Source organism: Bacillus sp. ChL18, assembly GCF_026241425.1.
GTDB lineage: Bacteria > Bacillota > Bacilli > Bacillales > Bacillaceae > Bacillus > Bacillus velezensis.
The window spans coordinates 201456-218972 of record NZ_JAPHWE010000001.1 but is presented as its reverse complement, the minus strand read 5'-3'; the positions used below and the strand labels follow the sequence as shown (position 1 = coordinate 218972).

Sequence of the window (17517 nt, the reverse complement as noted above, 5' to 3'; positions counted from 1 at the left end):
CATACAAATTTTTCTCCTCCGGCACAACTGGCGCAGAGCTTGAAAAAAACTTCTCCGGTCAAGAGAAGTTTTTTATGCCCCGTACTGGGCCCACAGTTCTTGCAGGAGCCCTGACAGATACGGCGTATGATGTGTGATGATATTTGCAAGCGTCGATTGTGCGAGCATATCCTGAAGCACGCTTACCGGCAGTACGGATGCGACGTATAACAGGATAAACGCAAATAAATAGACTTCCAGAAATCCGAGCACCCCGCCCAGCAGTTTGTTGATCTGTTTAATGACCGGAATGCTGGCGATAATATTAAGCGCCGCTCCGATAATCCGAAGCAGAATCTTTGCGATGATAAACAAAATGACAAACGCGATCGCGTTGTAATAAGCCGTCTCTACGTTTCCTTTAATAAAAGACAGAGCCGCCTGCCCGCCGGAAAAATCAGGCGCGGGTATAAAGCTCAGATGCGGGGCCAGGTTTTTGTAAAAAAGCGCCGCAAACGCAATCGAGAGGATGAAACTCGTTAAATATATAAATTGGAGGATAAATCCTCTTTTTAATCCAAGCAATGTGCCCATTAAGAGCAAAACTAAGATGATGATATCTATCATATGGTGTTCATTCCTTTTCTTTAAGCTGCCGCTCCAGTATTTCATATTTTTCTTGCAGTTTCATATAATCATGCACGACATTGACCGCAGTCAATACAGCGAGCTTATTTATATCAAGATATGGATTTTTCTCGTTGATTTCTCTCATTTTATCATCAACCACTCCGGCCACATGGCGCATGTGCGCTTTGCTTTCTTCCCCGATAATGGTGAAGTGCTGGCCGTAAATGTTTACTGTCGTTTTGGTTTTTTTGCCGTCAGACAACGTTTCTCCTCCATTCCGCGAGAATCCTAGTTCCTATCATACCACGATTATCGTTTGAATGGAAAGACGAGCCTCAGGCTGTTATGATACACTGGTATATACAGTGAAAAGTGCCAAAAAAGGAGATTATATCGTGTCCCATTCTGTTATAAAAGTATCCGCTTCCGCAATGGAACAAATGAAACAATCCTATGCCGGCTCCCTTACTCCCGCCGTTCCGCAGGGCGCCGTCTTCCAGGCTAAGCCTCCGGGCTGTACCATTACAGCCTACCGCTCGGGCAAGGTTCTCTTTCAAGGAAAAAATGCCGGCACAGAAGCGGCCCGCTGGGGAACGGCTGAGGCGCCGAAAGCAAAGAAAACCGTCAAAAAAGCGGCCGACCCGCTCTACGCTCCCCCGGCGGGCATTGCCTCCATGTCAGTGATCGGCTCTGATGAAGTCGGAACAGGCGATTACTTCGGGCCGATAACAGTTGCCTGCGCCTACGCCGACAAATCAAAGCTCTCTTTAATGAAAGAACTCGGTGTGAAGGATTCGAAGGATTTAAAAGATCCGCAGATTATTGAAATCGCCAAACTGTTAATTAAAACCATTCCTTACAGCCTGCTTGTGTTAAAAAACGAAAAATACAATCAGATGCAGGAAAAAGGCATGAGCCAAGGAAAAATGAAGGCGCTCCTTCATAATCAGGCGATTTCCAATCTGCTGAGAAAAATGAACGGCGTTAAACCGGAAGCGATTTTGATTGACCAATTCGCAGAGCCCGGCATTTATTTTAAGCATCTTTCCGGACGGGATATCGTAAAAGAAAAAACGTTTTTCAGCACGAAAGCGGAAAGCATACATCTTTCCGTTGCCGCAGCCTCTATCATTGCGCGATATTCTTTCTTAATTGAAATGGATAAGCTTTCCCGAGAGGCTGGGATGACGATTCCAAAAGGCGCGGGGCCGCACGTCGATGAAGCTGCCGCCAAGCTGATCATCAATAAGGGAGAAGGTGCGCTCAGAACGTTCACCAAACTTCATTTTGCCAATACGCAAAAAGCGAAACGCCTTGTTGAACGGAAGCGGTCATAATAAAAAAGCTTGCAGAGTGATCTGCAAGCTTTTTCTTTATCCTCTTAATACGGCCTGATACGTTTCTTCCAGCGCTTTCAGCACGTTTTCATGTACTTTTGTCACTTCTTCTTCTGTCAATGTTTGTTCAGGGTTAACATATTGGAGCGAGAAGGCGACGGATTTTTTGCCTTCTTCCATATGCTCACCTTCGTACACATCAAATACGGTGACTTCTTTCAGCAGCGCGCCGCCGGCTTCTTTGATCACGGCTTCGAGCTGTCCGCTTGTAACGGTTTTATCTGCCACAAGCGCAATGTCGCGCGTGACGGACGGGTACTTCGGAATCGGCGTATACACGACAGGTTCTGTTTCCTCGGTCAGAAGCGCGTGCAGATCAAGCTCGAACACGTACGTTTCTTTGATATCCAGCTCTTTTTCCATTGCCGGATGCACCTGGCCGATAAATCCGGCAAGCGAACCGTTCAATAGAATGTTTGCCGTCCGGCCGGGATGCATGTTTTTGCGTTCTGACTGGACAAATTCAACCCGGTCTGACACATTCAATTGATGCAGCAGGCCTTCAACGATTCCTTTGACGACGAAGAAATCAACCGGCTTTTTCTCACCCTGCCATAAATTTTTGCGCCACAATCCGGTTACAGCTCCGGCAACCCGTTCTTTTTCAACCGGTTTTGTGTTTTCTTCTTTCGTCAGAAATACAGAACCCGTTTCATATAAAGCAACGGAATCAGTCTGTCTGGCCAGATTGTATGAAACGGCTTCAAGAAGATTCGGCACGAGGCTGTGTCTGAGAATGCTTCTTTCTTCGCTCATTGGCAGAGCAAGCATCGTGTTGAATGATTTTTCGATCGCAAAAGCGGCCGCTTTTTTATCATTCGTTAATGAATAAGTGGTCGCTTGTGAAAGACCCGCTCCTTCAAGGAAACGTCTCACTTTCCGGCGTTTTGCCTGATACGGTGTCAAGCCGCCTGTCGTGCCGGCCGTTTCCGGAAGCGTGGACGGGATATTGTCATACCCGTACAATCTCGCCGCTTCTTCAATCAGGTCTTCTTCTATTCTAATATCTCCGCGGCGCGACGGCACCGTTACGACGAGAACGTCTTCAGCTTCACCGACTGCAAACCCGAGGCGCTTGTAAATGCTGATGATTTCTTCTTTAGCGATTGTCATGCCGAGTACGGCGTTCACTTTTTCAACAGACACGTGAATGTTGTTTGCTTCGATTTTCAGATGATTTTCTTCAACCGTGCCTGAGAGCACTTCTCCGCCGGCATATGCCTGAATGAGACTGCAGGCCCGTTCAGCCGCCAGCAAAACACGGGCCGGATCAATGCCTTTTTCATATCTGGCGCTCGCTTCGCTTCTCAGTCCGAGGTCTCTCGACGCTTTGCGGACGGTCTGTCCGTCGAAATAAGCGGCTTCCAGTAAAATCGCAGTGGTGTCTTCGCGGACTTCAGACTCAGCTCCGCCCATGACTCCCGCAACGGCTTGCGCTTTTTTTCCGTTTGTGATGACCAAATGGCTGCTTGACAGCTTGCGCTCTTGTTCATCCAGCGTCACGATGGTTTCGTTTTCCGCCGCTTTTCTGACGACGACCTCTTTTGAACCGAACCGGTCGTAATCGAAAGCGTGAAGCGGCTGTCCGTACTCAAGGAGGACGAAGTTTGTAATGTCCACGACGTTATTATGCGGGCGGATGCCTGCATTCATCAGCTTCGTCTGCATCCATAGCGGAGACGGGCCGATTTTGACGTTTTTAATGATTTTTGCGGCATAATGCGGATTGGCCTGCGTATCTTCAACCTTAACGGAAACAGCATCCGCCGCTTTTTCTGCCGCTTTTTCATATGAAGCCTCCGGAAGCTTTACCTCTGCGCCGAGGATAGCCGCAACTTCATAAGCCACGCCAAGCATGTTCATCGCGTCGGCGCGGTTCGGCGTTAAGCCCAATTCTAAAATCGCATCATCAAGCTGAAGGGCCGCCATTGCGTCAGCTCCCGTTTCAGCATCATTCGGAAAAACGAAAATGCCTTCCGCATATTCTTTCGCCACGAGCTTGCTTTCAATGCCGAGCTCCTGAAGGGAACAGATCATGCCGTGAGACGCTTCGCCGCGCAGCTTGGCTTTTTTAATTTTGAAATTGCCGGGAAGCACGGCTCCGACCGTTGCAACGGCAACCTTCTGTCCTTTATCAACATTCGGGGCGCCGCAGATAATCTGCACGGGTTCCTCCGCACCGATATCAACAAGGCATTTGTTGAGCTTGTCGGCATTCGGGTGCTGTTCGCGCTCAAGCACTTGTCCGATGACAACGCCTTTTACGCCCTCCCCTTTATACTCGATACCCTCAACTTCAATACCGGCTCTCGTAATTTTTTCTGCAAGCACGGCCGGGTCGATTCCCTGCAAGTCAACGTAATCTTCTAACCATTTATAAGAAACAAACATGTGTATCCTCCTCTTACGCCTGTTTAAACTGCGAAATGAATCTGACATCATTGGTATAGAAATGGCGGATATCTTCAATGCCGTATTTCAGCATCGCGATTCGTTCCACACCCATTCCGAAAGCAAAACCCTGGTATTCCTCAGGATTGAATCCGGCCATTTTCAGCACGTTCGGATGAACCATGCCGGCGCCGAGAATTTCGATCCAGCCTGTTTTTTTGCAGACGGAGCAGCCTTGTCCGCCGCACTTAAAGCAGGTCACATCCACCTCGACAGAAGGCTCTGTGAATGGGAAAAAGCTCGGACGGAGCCTGATTTCACGATCTTGGCCGAACATTTTTTTGGCGACCAATTCAAGCGTGCCTTTCAGGTCGCTCATGCTGATTTTGCGGTCGACGACGAGACCCTCGATCTGCATGAATTGATGGGAATGGGTCGCGTCATCGTTGTCGCGGCGATACACTTTACCGGGACAAATGATTTTGACGGGGCCTTTTCCTTTATGCTTTTCCATCGTGCGCGTCTGCACCGGTGACGTCTGCGTTCTCATCAGCATTTCTTCTGTAATGTAAAAGCTGTCCTGCATGTCGCGGGCCGGATGTTCCTTCGGCAGGTTCAGCGCCTCAAAGTTGTAATAATCCGTTTCCACTTCAGGGCCTTCTTCGACGGTATATCCCATGCCGATAAATAAATCTTCAATTTCTTCAATAACGACCGTAAGCGGATGGCGGCCGCCGATGTTTACCTGACTGCCCGGCAATGTGACGTCAATCGTCTGGCTGCTGAGTTTTTTATTCATTTCTTCTTGTTCAAGCTGTTCATTTTTCGCCGTAATGGCTGCTGCAATGCGCTCTCTCACTTCATTGGCGAGCGCTCCCATTTTCGGGCGCTCTTCGGCGGACAGTTTGCCCATGCCGCGGAGAACTTCTGTAATCGGCCCTTTTTTTCCGAGATATTGCACCCGAATGTCGTTAACTTCTTTTAATGAACCCGCCGCTTCTACTTTTTCTGCAGCTTCCAGTTCGAGCTGTTTAAGCTTCTCTTCCATCATGCATCCTCCTTTTATGTAAACCAAACCGTTCTATGCCTTTTTCAGAAAACAAAAAAACCCGCCCCTTGAGAGAAGGGACGAGTTGTGGCCGCGGTACCACCCTTTTTAAGGCAGACTTCATCTGCCGACAGCTTCATTGACATAACGGAAACGATCGTTCCGGTTCACCTTTACGCGCGTTTGGCGCGGTCCCGGTGACAACTCGAGAGGTGAAAATCAATTTTTGTGCTGCGATAAAAATGCTCTCAGTCAGCGGCATTTTCTCCCTGGAAGGCAGTGTGTGCAAAAATTGACGTCCTCTGTCACGGTTTTTACATTATTGCTATCTATTATAGTGAAATCCAAGGCTTTTCGCAACCTATCCTCTGAGATGATAAACGAGGATGGCGGCCGCTACCGCCACATTCAGCGATTCCGCCTGCCCGTACAGCGGAACGTACAGGTTGAGATCCGTTTTTTGCAGAAGGCCGGCGTCCACTCCCGCCCCCTCGTTCCCGACGATTAACGCGAACGATTCTTCAGGCTTCACGCTTTGATAAGCCGCACCGTTTTCAAGCGCCGTGCCGTAGATCGCGACGCCTTGTGATTTCAGCTCAGCGGTGAACTCATCAAGCGGACGTTTCAAAATGGGAATATGAAAATGAGATCCTTGTGCTGAACGCAGCGTTTTTCCATTGTACGGGTCTGCTGTTCCCTCACCAAGGACAACGGCGTCGATGCCCGCCGCATCTGCCGTTCTGATCATTGTTCCTAAATTCCCCGGGTCCTGCACGGCATCAATCAGAAGCAGCCGCTTCAGCTGATCAGGCTGCTTATCCGGCATATGGCAGACCGCGGCGATCCGCTGCGGCGTTTCTGTTTCCGTCACGGCTGAAAACGCGTCTTCGCTCAGCACGTAGCACGGAATGCTCATGTCCAGATCGGCCGGGATGGCGCTCTCATCGTTTACGAGAATTTCTTTTACCGTTCCCTTTGATTTGAGCGCTTCTTCTGCCAGATGCTCTCCTTCTATCAGAAATGTATTCGTTTTAAGTCTCTCTTTTTTTGTGTGAAGTTTTTTCCAGTCCTTCACTTTTTGGTTTTTTGCAGAGTCGATTCGTTTCACTTTATGTCTGTGCTCTCCTTTTTTCATGCATGTTGTTATTATATCTTAAGAACAGCACATAATAAACCGCGTGCGCGGTAAGAATATGCGTATCACATTCAGAAAAAAGGAGCGGTTGTAATGGATCTTAATTTACGCAACGCCGTTATTGCCAATGTAACCGGCAATAACCAGGATCAGCTGGAGCATACTATCGTTGACGCCATCCAAAGCGGTGAAGAAAAAATGCTTCCGGGCCTCGGCGTCTTATTCGAAGTTCTTTGGCAGCATGCGTCGGACTCAGAAAAAAATGAAATGCTCAAAACACTTGAAGGCGGATTAAAACCTGCGCAATAAACATGAACCGGGTGATGGGACACCCGGTTTTTTTTGTATAATAATGGCGAGGGGGATCGCCATGCAGTTACAGCCGGAACTGGCAAAGAAATTGATTGCCGAAGTCAAACATATGTACAGCCGCGAAGTGATTATTGCCGATACAAAAGGAATGATCATCGCGGGCACCAACGAGGCGCGCGCCGGATGGTTTCATGAAGGCGCACTGATCTGCGCGCGCGAAAAACGGAATGTCATCATTACGAAAGAAGATGAAAAACGGCTCGAGGGCGTAAAAGCAGGACTGAACCTCCCCGTTTTTTCAGGCCATGAAGTGATCGGAGTATTCGGCCTGACAGGAGACCCTGACGATATCCTGCCTTTCGGAGAATTGCTCAGAAAAATGACGGAGCTGTTTATTAAAGAAACGCGCCATATGGAAGAAGCGCAGTGGCGTGCGAGAATGCTTGAATCCTTTATGGTTGATTGGCTGCAGCTGAAAGAATGGTCTCCGGGCTTTTTAGAAAAAGCAAAGCTCATCGGCGCAGACCTTCACGCATACCGCCGGATCATACTCATTCAAGGCCGTTATGAGCAATATAAAGCGGAGGAGCTCGGGCGGCTCTGGCAGTACGAATGCCCTGAAGACCTGTTTGTCCGCTGGGGAAATGAACGCATTCTCATTAATCATGAAGCAAATTCGGCTTCCAAAACACAGCTCATTAAAAAGATCGGCGCCGTTTTCGGGCAGCCTGTCACCGCCGGCATCGGACGGATCGTTCCGGGAGAGCGCCTCACGGAATCATACGAACAGGCGGATAAAGCACTTTCAGCCGGAATCGATGACAAGCAGGCCGTCTTTGAAGAAGATTTAAAACTGGATATGTGTCTTGCCGATATCGCACCCGGCACGCGGTCGGAGTTTTCACGGCGGGTTCTCGAGCATGTACTGGACCGGGAAGAACTTCTGGATACGCTGCGCGCCTTTTTCGACCGGCAATTATCGTTAAAGCGCACCGCCGACGACATGCATATTCATATCAATACATTGCGCTACCGTCTTTCCAAACTGGAATCACTGACAAATATGAATCTCGACCGCCCTGAAGATATAACAGCTTTTTATTTGGCGCTGCGCTTTTTAGATCAACATACAAAAATCACGTAATCATATCATCATTTTTCATATGTTTCTCCATAGTGTGCGGAATCGTTTTTCTTTACAATTAAATGAAAACGCTTTTCTTATCAGGGAGGTTGGGAGAACATGATTTCACGAGAGGCAAAAGAAGCGTTCATCCGGACGGTCGGGAAGGAGAATTATGATGATTCAGCGGCGGGCCGTCTTGTGTATTCTTATGATGCGGCTCCTCAGCTGCAAGCCATGCCGGATGCGGTAATCGCCCCCCGCAGCGCGGATGACGTGTCCCGTATATTAACGATTTGCAGCAGACATGACATTCCGATCGTGCCGAGGGGTTCAGGCACAAACTTATGCGGCGGCACATGTCCGTCTGAAGGCGGGCTTGTGCTTTTATTCAAACATATGAACCGCATTCTGGAAATCGATGAAGAAAATTTGACGGCAACCGTCCAGCCGGGCGTGATCACGCAAGATATGATCCGTGCGGTTGAACAAAAAGGTTTATTTTATCCGCCTGATCCGAGCAGCATGAAAATATCGACGATCGGCGGGAATATTAATGAAAATTCCGGCGGGCTGCGCGGACTGAAGTACGGCGTCACCCGGGATTATGTCCTCGGCCTTGAAGCCGTCTTGGCTTCAGGCGATATCATTCGCACAGGAGGAAAGCTGACAAAGGATGTCGCCGGTTATGATCTGACCCGGCTTTTCGTCGGATCAGAAGGGACGCTCGGCGTTGTGACGGAAGCGACTTTAAAGCTGGTTCCGAAGCCGGAAACGAAAAAAACGCTGCTTGCACTCTATGAACATATTGAAGCGGCTGCGGAATCGGTTTCTGCCATCATCGCTGAAAAAATCATTCCGGCGACACTCGAATTTCTGGATCAGCCGACACTGCAGGTCATTGAAGATTACGCCAAGATCGGGCTTCCGACCGACGCAAAAGCGGTATTGCTGATCGAACAGGACGGTGACATCGACACGGTCAGACGAGATATGGAAAAAATCGAAGCCATCTGTAAAAACGGAGCAGCCGTATCCGTCCAAACGGCTGAAACCGAGGAAGAGGCATTCGCGCTTACAGAGGCCAGACGGTCCGCATTATCAGCCCTTGCCCGGCTGAAACCGACAACGATTCTGGAAGATGCGACCGTGCCGAGATCACAAATTGCCAGCATGGTCAAAGCCATTAACGAGATTGCAGAAACATACGGCCTGTCCATCTGCACATTCGGCCATGCCGGAGACGGCAACCTCCATCCGACGTGCACCACCGATATCCGAAATACAGAGGAGATGGAACGTGTCGAAAAAGCTTTTGCCGCCATTTTTGAAAAAGCGATTGAGCTGGGCGGAACGATAACGGGTGAACACGGGGTCGGCATCGTAAAAGCGCCGTATTTAGAAATGAAACTGAAAACAGAAGGCATCACCGCCATGAAAGCGATCAAACAAGCGCTTGATCCCCAAAATCTGCTGAATCCGGGAAAAATATTCGCCAATTCATCAAGGAAACGCGTGGTGGTGATGAAATGACAACGGCTAAAGAGCAGAAACACATTCAAACAGAATTCAAAAACCGCATGGATGAAGGTGAATTGCTGAACTGTATGCGCTGCGGCTTCTGCCTTCCTTCCTGTCCGACCTATATCGAATCGGGATTTCAAGAATCCCATTCGCCGCGCGGCCGGATCGCCCTGATGAAAGCCGTCACTGACGGACTGATCGAGCCGGATGAAGATGTCGAGCGCTCACTTTCGCTGTGTCTCGGATGCCGGGCATGCGAGCCCGTTTGTCCGGCAGGGGTCAATTACGGACAGCTGCTTGAAGAAGCGAGGGATATCATTCATCAAAATAAAAAACATAAGCCGGGCGTGCGCCTCTTGCGGAAAGCCGCCTTCACCGGGCTTTTCCCTCATCAAAACCGCATGCAGACAGCCGTGAATCTTCTCGGAATATACCAAAGATCGGGACTGCAGACCGCCGTCAGAAAAACCGGTATGCTGCGCGTTTTGCCTGAACATCTGCGCACAATGGAACAAGTGCTCCCGCCCGTCCCGAAACGGAAAGACATGAAGGAAAGGCCGCGTTTTCTTCATGCCGCGGGTCCCGTCCAAAAACGGGCCGCATTTTTCTCGGGCTGCTTAATGGATACGATGTTTTTAGCGACAAATCATGCGACAACGGCGCTTTTACAGGCGGCCGGGTGTGAAATCGCGGTTCCGGACGGCCAGGCGTGCTGCGGCGCGCTTCACGGGCACAGCGGAGAAAAAGAGATGGGAAAAGAACTGGCCAAGCGGAATATCGCGGCTTTTGAGGCGCTTGACGCTGATTATATTATTACAAACGCCGGCGGATGCGGCGCCTTTCTTCAGGAATATCCGCATTTACTGAAAGATGAACCCGGATGGGCGGAACGTGCCGGACAATTCGTCCGGAAGCTCAAAGACTTTTCATCCGTACTGGTTGATCTGAAATTCCATCAAAAAAACCTGCGGGCACAGTCTCCTCATATCGTCACATATCAGGACTCCTGCCATCTCCGCAATGTGATGCATACGTCAGAGGAACCGCGCACGCTTTTGAAAAGCATTAAAGGGGCTGAGTACAGAGAAATGGAAAAGGCCGACAGCTGCTGCGGGTCGGCGGGAATTTATAATATAACAGAGTCAGAGATGTCTATGAAAATATTAGACAGCAAGATGAAAGCCGCCGGAAAAACGGAGGCGGCCGTCATCGTGACAGCCAATCCCGGATGCCTTCTGCAAATGCAGCTCGGCATTTTGCGCGAAGGATTAACAGGCCGTGTCCGCGCGGTTCATTTGGCGGATTACCTTTTGGAAGCGGCGGATTTGTCATAAGATGAAAGCAGAGAGACCGATCGGCTCTCTGCTTTTTTTATGATGCTGCAATGTTCGGACGGCCGCGGATTTATCCGGGTATTGAAGCTTCCAGTCTGGCACTCGGATCACGCCATACATTCGCCCATTTTTTCACAGCCGCAATGATAATCACAAGCCCGAGAATGAGCATGATAATGGATAAAACGCCATTCAGCACGTTGTATCCCGCCGCTTCGGGGTTCAAATACACATACCGCACCATCCAATAACCCGCATAGTTGACGGTCACGTACAAATAAGCGAGAGGAATCAGGCATGTCAGCATATAGCGCCGCTTATCCGCTATTTTTAATACGACGGTCGCACCGATAATTAAGCCGACAGACGCCATAAGCTGATTGGATACGCCGAACAGCGCCCAAATGGAGCTGATGTCGCCCGAATACAGAAGATAGCCCCACAGCAGGCAGGCGAGCGCGCTTGAGAAAATTGAGCCCGGCAGCCAGTCTGTTTTTTTCAGCGGCTTATAGACCTCTCCGAAAAACTCTTGAATCAAGTACCGGGCGACACGGGTTCCCGCATCAATCGCCGTTAAAATAAACACCGCTTCAAACATAATGACGAATTGAAAAAAGTATGAAGCCAAATGACTGAAAAACGGAATCTCCGTAAAGATATACGTCATTCCGACGGCAAGCGTAACAGCGCCGCCCGTTCTTCCTTCCAGACTGAGCCCGATTTCTTTACTCAATTCAGGCAGATGGACGACATTCATCCCGAGGGTGCGGAATATTTCAGGCGTGCTGTTAATGGCAAAATAGTCGGCGGGCTCAAGAGCGGCAGCTGCAATGAGCGCCATAATTCCGACGAGACATTCCACAAGCATCGCTCCGAAAGCAACCGGCTTTATATCACTCCATTTATCCAGCATTTTCGGCGTTGTGCCGGAACCGACAAATGCATGAAAGCCCGAAATGGCGCCGCAGGCAATCGTTATTGAAATAAACGGCCAGACAGGACCCGCGATCACCGGCCCTCCGCCGTGAATAAACTCCGTTACGGCCGGGAATTTAATGGCGGGATTGACGAAAAAGACGCCTGCGATCAAAGCGGCAAAAACCCCGATTTTCATAAAACTGCTTAAATAGTCACGCGGAGCCAGCAAAAGCCAAACCGGAAGCGCCGCGGCGAAAAACGCATAGACAGGAAGCGCCACTGCAAGCGTTTTCGCATCCAGTGTCAGCATGTCCCCGAGAGCCGTTGTCTGCAGCTGCGGCCCGATGACAACACCGGCCATTAACAAAAGAAACCCGACAGTTGATGCGAGTTTGAGATTGCCCGTTTTTTTATAGTAGAGGCCGACCCCCATCGCGATCGGAATCGTAATCCCCACCGCAAACGTTCCCCACGGGTTTTTCTCAAGCGCGTGCAGCACAACCATGGACAGCCCCGCCATCGTGATCGTAATGATAAACAGCATCGAGAGACCCGTGCAAAAACCCGCCACCGGGCCGAGCTCTTCTTTGGCGACTTCAGAAAGCGTTTTCCCGTTTTTCCGCATTGATGCAAACAATACGACAATATCGTGCACGGCTCCTCCGATCACCGCCCCGATTAACAGCCATAAAAGCCCGGGCAGATAGCCGAACTGAGCTGCCAGAATCGGTCCGACAAGCGGGCCGGCAGCGGCGATTGCCGCGAAGTGGTGGCCGAATGACACCCACTTATTCGTCGGCACATAATCTTTCCCATCCTCAAGCACATGGGCCGGAGTCGGTGTCTGATCATTGATTTTTAATACTTTGACCATCATAAAGGTACCGTAAAGCCGATAGGCGATCGCCAGAATACATATAGACGCTATGACGATTGTAATCGCATTCATTTAATCCCAGCCCCTTTTCTCTTTTTCTAAATATTATCACAATTATCAGATAACAAGAGATGATTTTTGCGTAAAAAAAAGCCGGCGGCGCAGCCCGGCTTTTCGGAACATTATTTTCCTGATAAACGGATGACATTCCAGGACAGCGGAGTAAAATGAGCCGTTATCCCTTGAGCATTTGCCGAAGACGTTCCGTTGGAGTGCGGAATGACTTCTTTTCTGTTTTTTTGATTGGTCGCTTTCATATCCTGATGCTCCAGCACGATATGCTCAATAATGCGGTAATCTTCAAACCCTCTCAGCTTTATCTCCGTTTCCATCAGTTCCTTGCTTTTGTTGACGGCAAAAATGGTCAGTGCTTCATCCTCTTCATGGTAAACGGCCGCGGCATCAACATACGGCACATCCGTAAAATCCGCTGAGTCGTATTTCGGGGAGGTGACCAGCAGCTTCATTGAAGTCCCTCTCCCGTAGACAGAGGCGTGCATGTAAGGATAAAAGATCGGCTGTCTCCATGCTTCTCCGCCCTTTTCAGTCATAATAGGCGCAATTACGTTGACAAGCTGGGCGAGACAGGCGATCTTTAGTCTGTCCGCATGCTGCAGCATCGTAATCAGCAGTGAACCGATCAACAGTGCGTCTTCAAAATTGTAGATGTCTTCGAGAATCGGCCGGGCCGTAATCCATGGCTCCACTTTTTTATCCGCTTCATTTGAGTGATACCACACATTCCATTCATCTAAAGAAAGGTGAATCGTTTTTTTGCTGCGTTTTTTCGCTTTCATATAATCACATACGGCTGTGACGGATTTAATAAAATGGTCTAAATCCATCGACTTCGCCAAATAGTTTTCAAGATCATTTTCATGGTTGCCGTAATACGTATGCAGTGAGATGTAATCCACATGCTCGTACGTATGCTCAAGCACCTCGGCCTCCCACTCGATGAAGGACGGCATGCCGCTGTTTGAGCTTCCGCAAGCCACCAATTCGATCGTCGGGTCCGTCCATTTCATCACCTTTGCCGTTTCAGCGGCGAGCCGTCCGTATTCATGCGCCGTTTTATGACCGATCTGCCAAGGGCCGTCCATCTCATTTCCTAGGCACCATGTTTTGATGCCGTAAGGTTTTTCATATCCGTGCGATTTTCGTAAGTCGCTCCAGTACGACCCTTCAGGATGGTTGCAGTATTCGACGAGGTTCCGGGCGGCATCGATTCCTCTCGTCCCGAGATTGACCGCCATATTCACTTCGGCGTTCACTTTTTTCGCCCACGTTAAAAATTCATTCGTCCCCACTTCGTTCGTTTCTGTCGTCTGCCATGCCAAATCAAGCCTCCGCGGGCGGTCCTTCACCGGCCCGACGCCGTCCTCCCAATTGTAGCCTGAGAGAAAATTCCCTCCCGGATAGCGGATGAACGGCACTTGCAATTCCTTGATTAACTCCTGCACGTCTGTTCTGAACCCGTCCTTGTCGGCTTTCGGGTGTCCGGGCTCATAAATGCCTTCATACACCGCCCGGCCCATATGTTCTATAAATGATCCGTACATCCGTTTGTCCACTTCACCGATGATATATTCTTTATCTGCTGTAATCCCCGCTTTTTTCATTATTTCCTCCCTCTCTCTATCCCTTCACTCCGCCTACTGTGAGGCCGGAAATGAAGTATTTTTGGAAAAACAAGAATATGATGATCACCGGCAGTATCGCAAAAACGGACCCGGAAATCAGCATGTCATAGTTGTTGCCGTACGGACTCAGCAGCCCTGAAAGTCCGATTGGAAGCGTAAACATTTCTTTCGATCGAAGCACGATCAGCGGCCATAAAAAGTTATTCCAGCTGTTTAAAGATTGAAGAATGATCATTGCCCCGAATGCCGGTTTCATGAGCGGCGCCATAATTCTGAAAAAAATGCCGAATTCGGTGCAGCCGTCCATTCTCGCTGAATCAAGCAGATCCTTCGGAAGTCCGAGCGCATATTGCCGGAAAAAGAACACGGCGACAGGCGACACAATAAACGGCAGAATCACCCCCGTATAAGAATCGATCAAATGAAGACCCACCGTCAATTTGAACAACGGAAGCATCATCACTTCAAGAGGCACCATCATAATGATCAGCACAAGAACAAAAATAATATTTCTGCCTTTAAATTCGTAGACACCGAGTCCGTAGCCGATCAAAGAGGAAAAAAACAGCGTGAGAACCGTGGTGAGAACGCCGAGCAGCAGGCTGTTAAAAAACCATTTGAAATAAATGCTCCCCCCGTTGAACAAATAGGTGTAGTTATCAAGGCTCATCACATCCGGATCAAGACGCAGATTCAGCCCGATGCGCATCAGCTCAGATGACGGCTTTAAAGAACCGAGCAATAGACAGATCATCGGAAAGATATACAACAGGCTCAGCATGATAAAAAACAAGGTAAACGCGACTCTGTACACGGAAAACATGTGATTGTTACGCAACGCTTATCCCTCCCCTTTAAACGAACCGGACAGTTTCAGTGAAACAAGGCTGACTAGTAAGATGACAAGCAAAAGGACAATTCCGATTGCGGCCCCGTACCCCATTTCGTTGTATGCAAGCCCCTGCTGATATAAATAACCGACAAGTGTGAGGCCGATATTGCCCGGGGAATTATTCTGCCAAAGCACATAGCTTTCCTCAAACATTCTGAAACCGCCGATAATACTGATCGTTAACACATAAACGGACACCGGCTTTAAAAATGGAAGGGTAATATGCCGGAACTTTTTCCACGTACTCGCCCCGTCAATTTCAGCCGCTTCATACAATTCTTTCGGCACGTTTTGCAATCCGGCCAGAAAGTAAAGAATGTTAATGCCCATCCACCTCCATGACGCAAGCAGCACCATTAAAAACATGCCGGTACCTTTGTTGTTGAGCCAGTTTTGGGGTGATGCGCCAAGCTTCATCATCAGCTCGTTTGCAAGCGACGTATTCATTTCTCCGAACATCAGACGGAAAATAATTCCCGCTACGATCGTCGATGTTAAAGCCGGTACAAACAGAGCCGATTTAAACACATTTCTGAACCTGACGAGCTTCGAATTCAGAATCACCGCCAAAAGAAGCGGCACTGGAATCAGCACGATCAGCGTCCAGAAGGTATATTCCAATGTGTTAAACAGTGCGGTGTAAAAGGTTGGATTAAGAAGAGCGGTATAATTGGAAAACCCGACAAATGTAATTTCTCCCGGCAGTATCCGCTGAAAGCTCATGATAAACACGCTGATGATCGGATACAAAAAGAAAACGAGAAACGAAATGATAAATGGCGCCGTAAAAAGATAAGGCACCGCTTTTTTTGAATACAGCACATTGCGCCGGCGCGGCTTCTTCCGGACTGCAGAAACGGTTTGCGCTGTCTCTGTCTTTACAGGTCTCATAAAAGCTCCCCCGCTTTCACTGTTAAATAGGGCGGCTTCTCCTATTTCTCTAATTGCTCTGCCGCCTCGTCCAAGGCTTCCTTAGGTGTTTTTTCCTGCGTCTTCAGCGCATCGAACAGCACTTGTCTGACAACGAGATCAGCCGCTTTAGAGAAGTCTTCATGCAGATAAATCGGATTGATCTCATCTTTTATTTCAAGGAGCGAGGAAAAAATTGACGTACCGTTCCGGAAGAAATCCGTGTACTTGTTTTTCTCCTTCAATTCTTTTGAATCCCACACGTCCCAGCGGAGCGGGTCAAAGCCGAGCACCGTCCAAAGCTTTATATTCCCTTCCTTCGAACCTTTCGCAAAACCGAGAAATTCTTTCGCGAGCTTCAGATGTTCAGCCTGCTTCGGCACGACGGTGGCTGTTCCGCCTAAACCCGCTGATCTGTCACCGCCTTCTTTCCAGGCCGGCATAGGGTAAATCGCCATTTTGCCTTTTAAATCAGGCATATAATCGATAAACCGTCCCATGTACCAAATGGGCATCAGCACTGAGGCTGCCCCGCCCTGATTCATAAAACCGTAGTATTCTTCGCTGTGATGGCCGCCGCCGGGAGCCGGCAGAAGGGTTTTATCATTTACCATGTCCTTTACATAATTCAGTGTGTCTGTATTCGTCTTGCTGTTCAGAATCAATTTTCCGTTTTTGCTGTAGTAGCCTGACCCTTGCTGCGAAATCATGGATAGGAATGTGGCGGAGTCGTTTGTTTCAACCGTTCCCATCGGTTTCCCAGCGGCCTCACGCACTTTTTTCCCTGCCCGCCGGTAATCTTCCCATGTCTTAATGGAGGCGGGATCAACGCCCGCTTTTTTCATGATATCCATGTTGTAAAACATGACGGTCGTCCCCACATGTGTATCAAGGCCGTACAATTTTCCGTTTTTGCTGTATAAGGCCAGACGCGCTTCCACAAACTTATCGCGGTCTTTTTCAATCAGCGGCGTCAGATCGGCAAGCGGGATATCCTTCCCCTTCAGAAAGTTCGAGAACCGGCTTAATTCCACGTCGGCTATATCGGGAAGCCCCTCACCCGCGATCAGCGAAACCGATAAATTATCATGCATTTGTCCATAAGGATAAACAACGGTATTCAGCTTGATTTTGCGCTCCGGATATTTCTGATTCCATTCTTTGACCATTTCCTGATAAAACTGTTCGTGCAGACCGTTAAACGTCCAAAACGTCAGCTCCGTTTCTCCCGGCCGGCCGGCAGTCCGTTCTTGTGAACAGCCGGCGGTAAACAAGAAGAGCATCATCAGCACCAAACATACAGCGGTCGTTTTTTTCATGTCATTACCCCTTCCACTTTAGGCCG

Annotated in this window: 15 protein-coding genes; 5 read left to right on the top strand and 10 right to left on the bottom strand. The window is 49.1% G+C overall.

The genetic code is table 11. The annotated features are described in order from the left end of the window. Positions 1-72 precede the first annotated feature (72 nt). On the bottom strand, positions 73-606 hold the full coding sequence (locus tag OQ477_RS01235; RefSeq protein WP_038459421.1) for a CvpA family protein: 534 nt from the start codon (positions 604-606) through the stop codon (positions 73-75). Positions 607-613: 7 nt separating this feature from the next. Continuing rightward, a complete protein-coding gene (zapA, locus tag OQ477_RS01230) occupies positions 614-871 on the bottom strand; it encodes a cell division protein ZapA (protein WP_007408114.1) in 258 nt (85 codons plus the stop codon). A gap of 133 nt (positions 872-1004) precedes the next feature. Between zapA and rnhC the strand changes: the two genes are divergently transcribed. After that, on the top strand, positions 1005-1946 hold the full coding sequence (rnhC, locus tag OQ477_RS01225; RefSeq protein WP_007408113.1) for a ribonuclease HIII: 942 nt from the start codon (positions 1005-1007) through the stop codon (positions 1944-1946). A 36-nt stretch (positions 1947-1982) separates the two neighbouring features. Here rnhC and pheT read toward each other — a convergent pair whose 3' ends face one another. The 3 genes from pheT to OQ477_RS01210 form a co-directional block, all read right to left on the bottom strand. Beyond that, the gene (gene pheT, locus OQ477_RS01220) at positions 1983-4397 is read right to left on the bottom strand and encodes a phenylalanine--tRNA ligase subunit beta (RefSeq protein WP_265971144.1); all 2415 of its coding nucleotides are present in this window, start codon (positions 4395-4397) and stop codon (positions 1983-1985) included. A gap of 13 nt (positions 4398-4410) precedes the next feature. After that, positions 4411-5445 (bottom strand): phenylalanine--tRNA ligase subunit alpha, encoded by a 1035-nt coding sequence (pheS, locus tag OQ477_RS01215; RefSeq protein WP_003152530.1) that lies wholly within the window; start codon positions 5443-5445, stop codon positions 4411-4413. Positions 5446-5806: 361 nt separating this feature from the next. Further along, a complete protein-coding gene (locus OQ477_RS01210) occupies positions 5807-6553 on the bottom strand; it encodes a TrmH family RNA methyltransferase (protein WP_007408111.1) in 747 nt (248 codons plus the stop codon). 120 nt (positions 6554-6673) lie between these two features. Here OQ477_RS01210 and sspI point away from each other — a divergent pair, with 120 nt between their 5' ends. The 4 genes from sspI to OQ477_RS01190 all read left to right on the top strand — a co-directional run bounded on the left by sspI (position 6674) and on the right by OQ477_RS01190 (position 10873). Next, complete coding sequence (gene sspI, locus OQ477_RS01205; RefSeq protein WP_003152527.1) at positions 6674-6889, top strand: small acid-soluble spore protein SspI; 216 nt, start codon at positions 6674-6676, stop codon at positions 6887-6889. 61 nt (positions 6890-6950) lie between these two features. Further along, positions 6951-8036, top strand: a complete 1086-nt coding sequence (locus OQ477_RS01200) for a CdaR family transcriptional regulator (RefSeq protein WP_265971143.1) — start codon at positions 6951-6953, stop codon at positions 8034-8036. A gap of 99 nt (positions 8037-8135) precedes the next feature. Next, positions 8136-9548 carry a glycolate oxidase subunit GlcD gene (glcD, locus tag OQ477_RS01195; protein WP_015417962.1) on the top strand — a complete coding sequence of 471 codons (1413 nt, stop codon included), beginning with the start codon at positions 8136-8138 and terminating at the stop codon, positions 9546-9548. Then, positions 9545-10873 carry a (Fe-S)-binding protein gene (locus tag OQ477_RS01190; protein WP_265971142.1) on the top strand — a complete coding sequence of 443 codons (1329 nt, stop codon included), beginning with the start codon at positions 9545-9547 and terminating at the stop codon, positions 10871-10873. The genes glcD and OQ477_RS01190 overlap by 4 nt, the downstream gene beginning before the upstream one ends. Before the next feature lie 70 nt (positions 10874-10943). On the opposite strand, the gene cstA is transcribed toward OQ477_RS01190, so the two are convergent. The 5 genes from cstA to OQ477_RS01165 form a co-directional block, all read right to left on the bottom strand. Next, positions 10944-12740: a carbon starvation protein CstA gene (gene cstA, locus OQ477_RS01185; protein ID WP_265971141.1), complete on the bottom strand. Its 1797-nt coding sequence runs from the start codon at positions 12738-12740 to the stop codon at positions 10944-10946. Positions 12741-12850: 110 nt separating this feature from the next. Next, the gene (locus OQ477_RS01180; protein WP_265971140.1) at positions 12851-14350 is read right to left on the bottom strand and encodes an alpha-N-arabinofuranosidase; all 1500 of its coding nucleotides are present in this window, start codon (positions 14348-14350) and stop codon (positions 12851-12853) included. Positions 14351-14366: 16 nt separating this feature from the next. Further along, positions 14367-15194 carry a carbohydrate ABC transporter permease gene (locus OQ477_RS01175; RefSeq protein WP_007612991.1) on the bottom strand — a complete coding sequence of 276 codons (828 nt, stop codon included), beginning with the start codon at positions 15192-15194 and terminating at the stop codon, positions 14367-14369. Between the two features lie 18 nt (positions 15195-15212). Further along, positions 15213-16154, bottom strand: a complete 942-nt coding sequence (locus tag OQ477_RS01170; RefSeq protein ID WP_265971139.1) for a carbohydrate ABC transporter permease — start codon at positions 16152-16154, stop codon at positions 15213-15215. 41 nt (positions 16155-16195) lie between these two features. Continuing rightward, the gene (locus OQ477_RS01165; RefSeq protein WP_265971137.1) at positions 16196-17491 is read right to left on the bottom strand and encodes an ABC transporter substrate-binding protein; all 1296 of its coding nucleotides are present in this window, start codon (positions 17489-17491) and stop codon (positions 16196-16198) included. Positions 17492-17517: the final 26 nt, after the last annotated feature.

What these genes read in the sequence shown, in the direction of transcription:
- OQ477_RS01235 (WP_038459421.1), bottom strand. Translation starts at nt 606, where the DNA reads ATGATAGATATCATCATCTTAGTTTTGCTCTTAATGGGCACATTGCTT.
- pheT (WP_265971144.1), bottom strand. Translation starts at nt 4,397, where the DNA reads ATGTTTGTTTCTTATAAATGGTTAGAAGATTACGTTGACTTGCAGGGA.
- pheS (WP_003152530.1), bottom strand. Translation starts at nt 5,445, where the DNA reads ATGGAAGAGAAGCTTAAACAGCTCGAACTGGAAGCTGCAGAAAAAGTA.
- sspI (WP_003152527.1), top strand. Translation starts at nt 6,674, where the DNA reads ATGGATCTTAATTTACGCAACGCCGTTATTGCCAATGTAACCGGCAAT.
- OQ477_RS01200 (WP_265971143.1), top strand. Translation starts at nt 6,951, where the DNA reads ATGCAGTTACAGCCGGAACTGGCAAAGAAATTGATTGCCGAAGTCAAA.
- glcD (WP_015417962.1), top strand. Translation starts at nt 8,136, where the DNA reads ATGATTTCACGAGAGGCAAAAGAAGCGTTCATCCGGACGGTCGGGAAG.
- OQ477_RS01190 (WP_265971142.1), top strand. Translation starts at nt 9,545, where the DNA reads ATGACAACGGCTAAAGAGCAGAAACACATTCAAACAGAATTCAAAAAC.
- cstA (WP_265971141.1), bottom strand. Translation starts at nt 12,740, where the DNA reads ATGAATGCGATTACAATCGTCATAGCGTCTATATGTATTCTGGCGATC.
- OQ477_RS01180 (WP_265971140.1), bottom strand. Translation starts at nt 14,350, where the DNA reads ATGAAAAAAGCGGGGATTACAGCAGATAAAGAATATATCATCGGTGAA.
- OQ477_RS01175 (WP_007612991.1), bottom strand. Translation starts at nt 15,194, where the DNA reads ATGTTTTCCGTGTACAGAGTCGCGTTTACCTTGTTTTTTATCATGCTG.
- OQ477_RS01170 (WP_265971139.1), bottom strand. Translation starts at nt 16,154, where the DNA reads ATGAGACCTGTAAAGACAGAGACAGCGCAAACCGTTTCTGCAGTCCGG.
- OQ477_RS01165 (WP_265971137.1), bottom strand. Translation starts at nt 17,491, where the DNA reads ATGAAAAAAACGACCGCTGTATGTTTGGTGCTGATGATGCTCTTCTTG.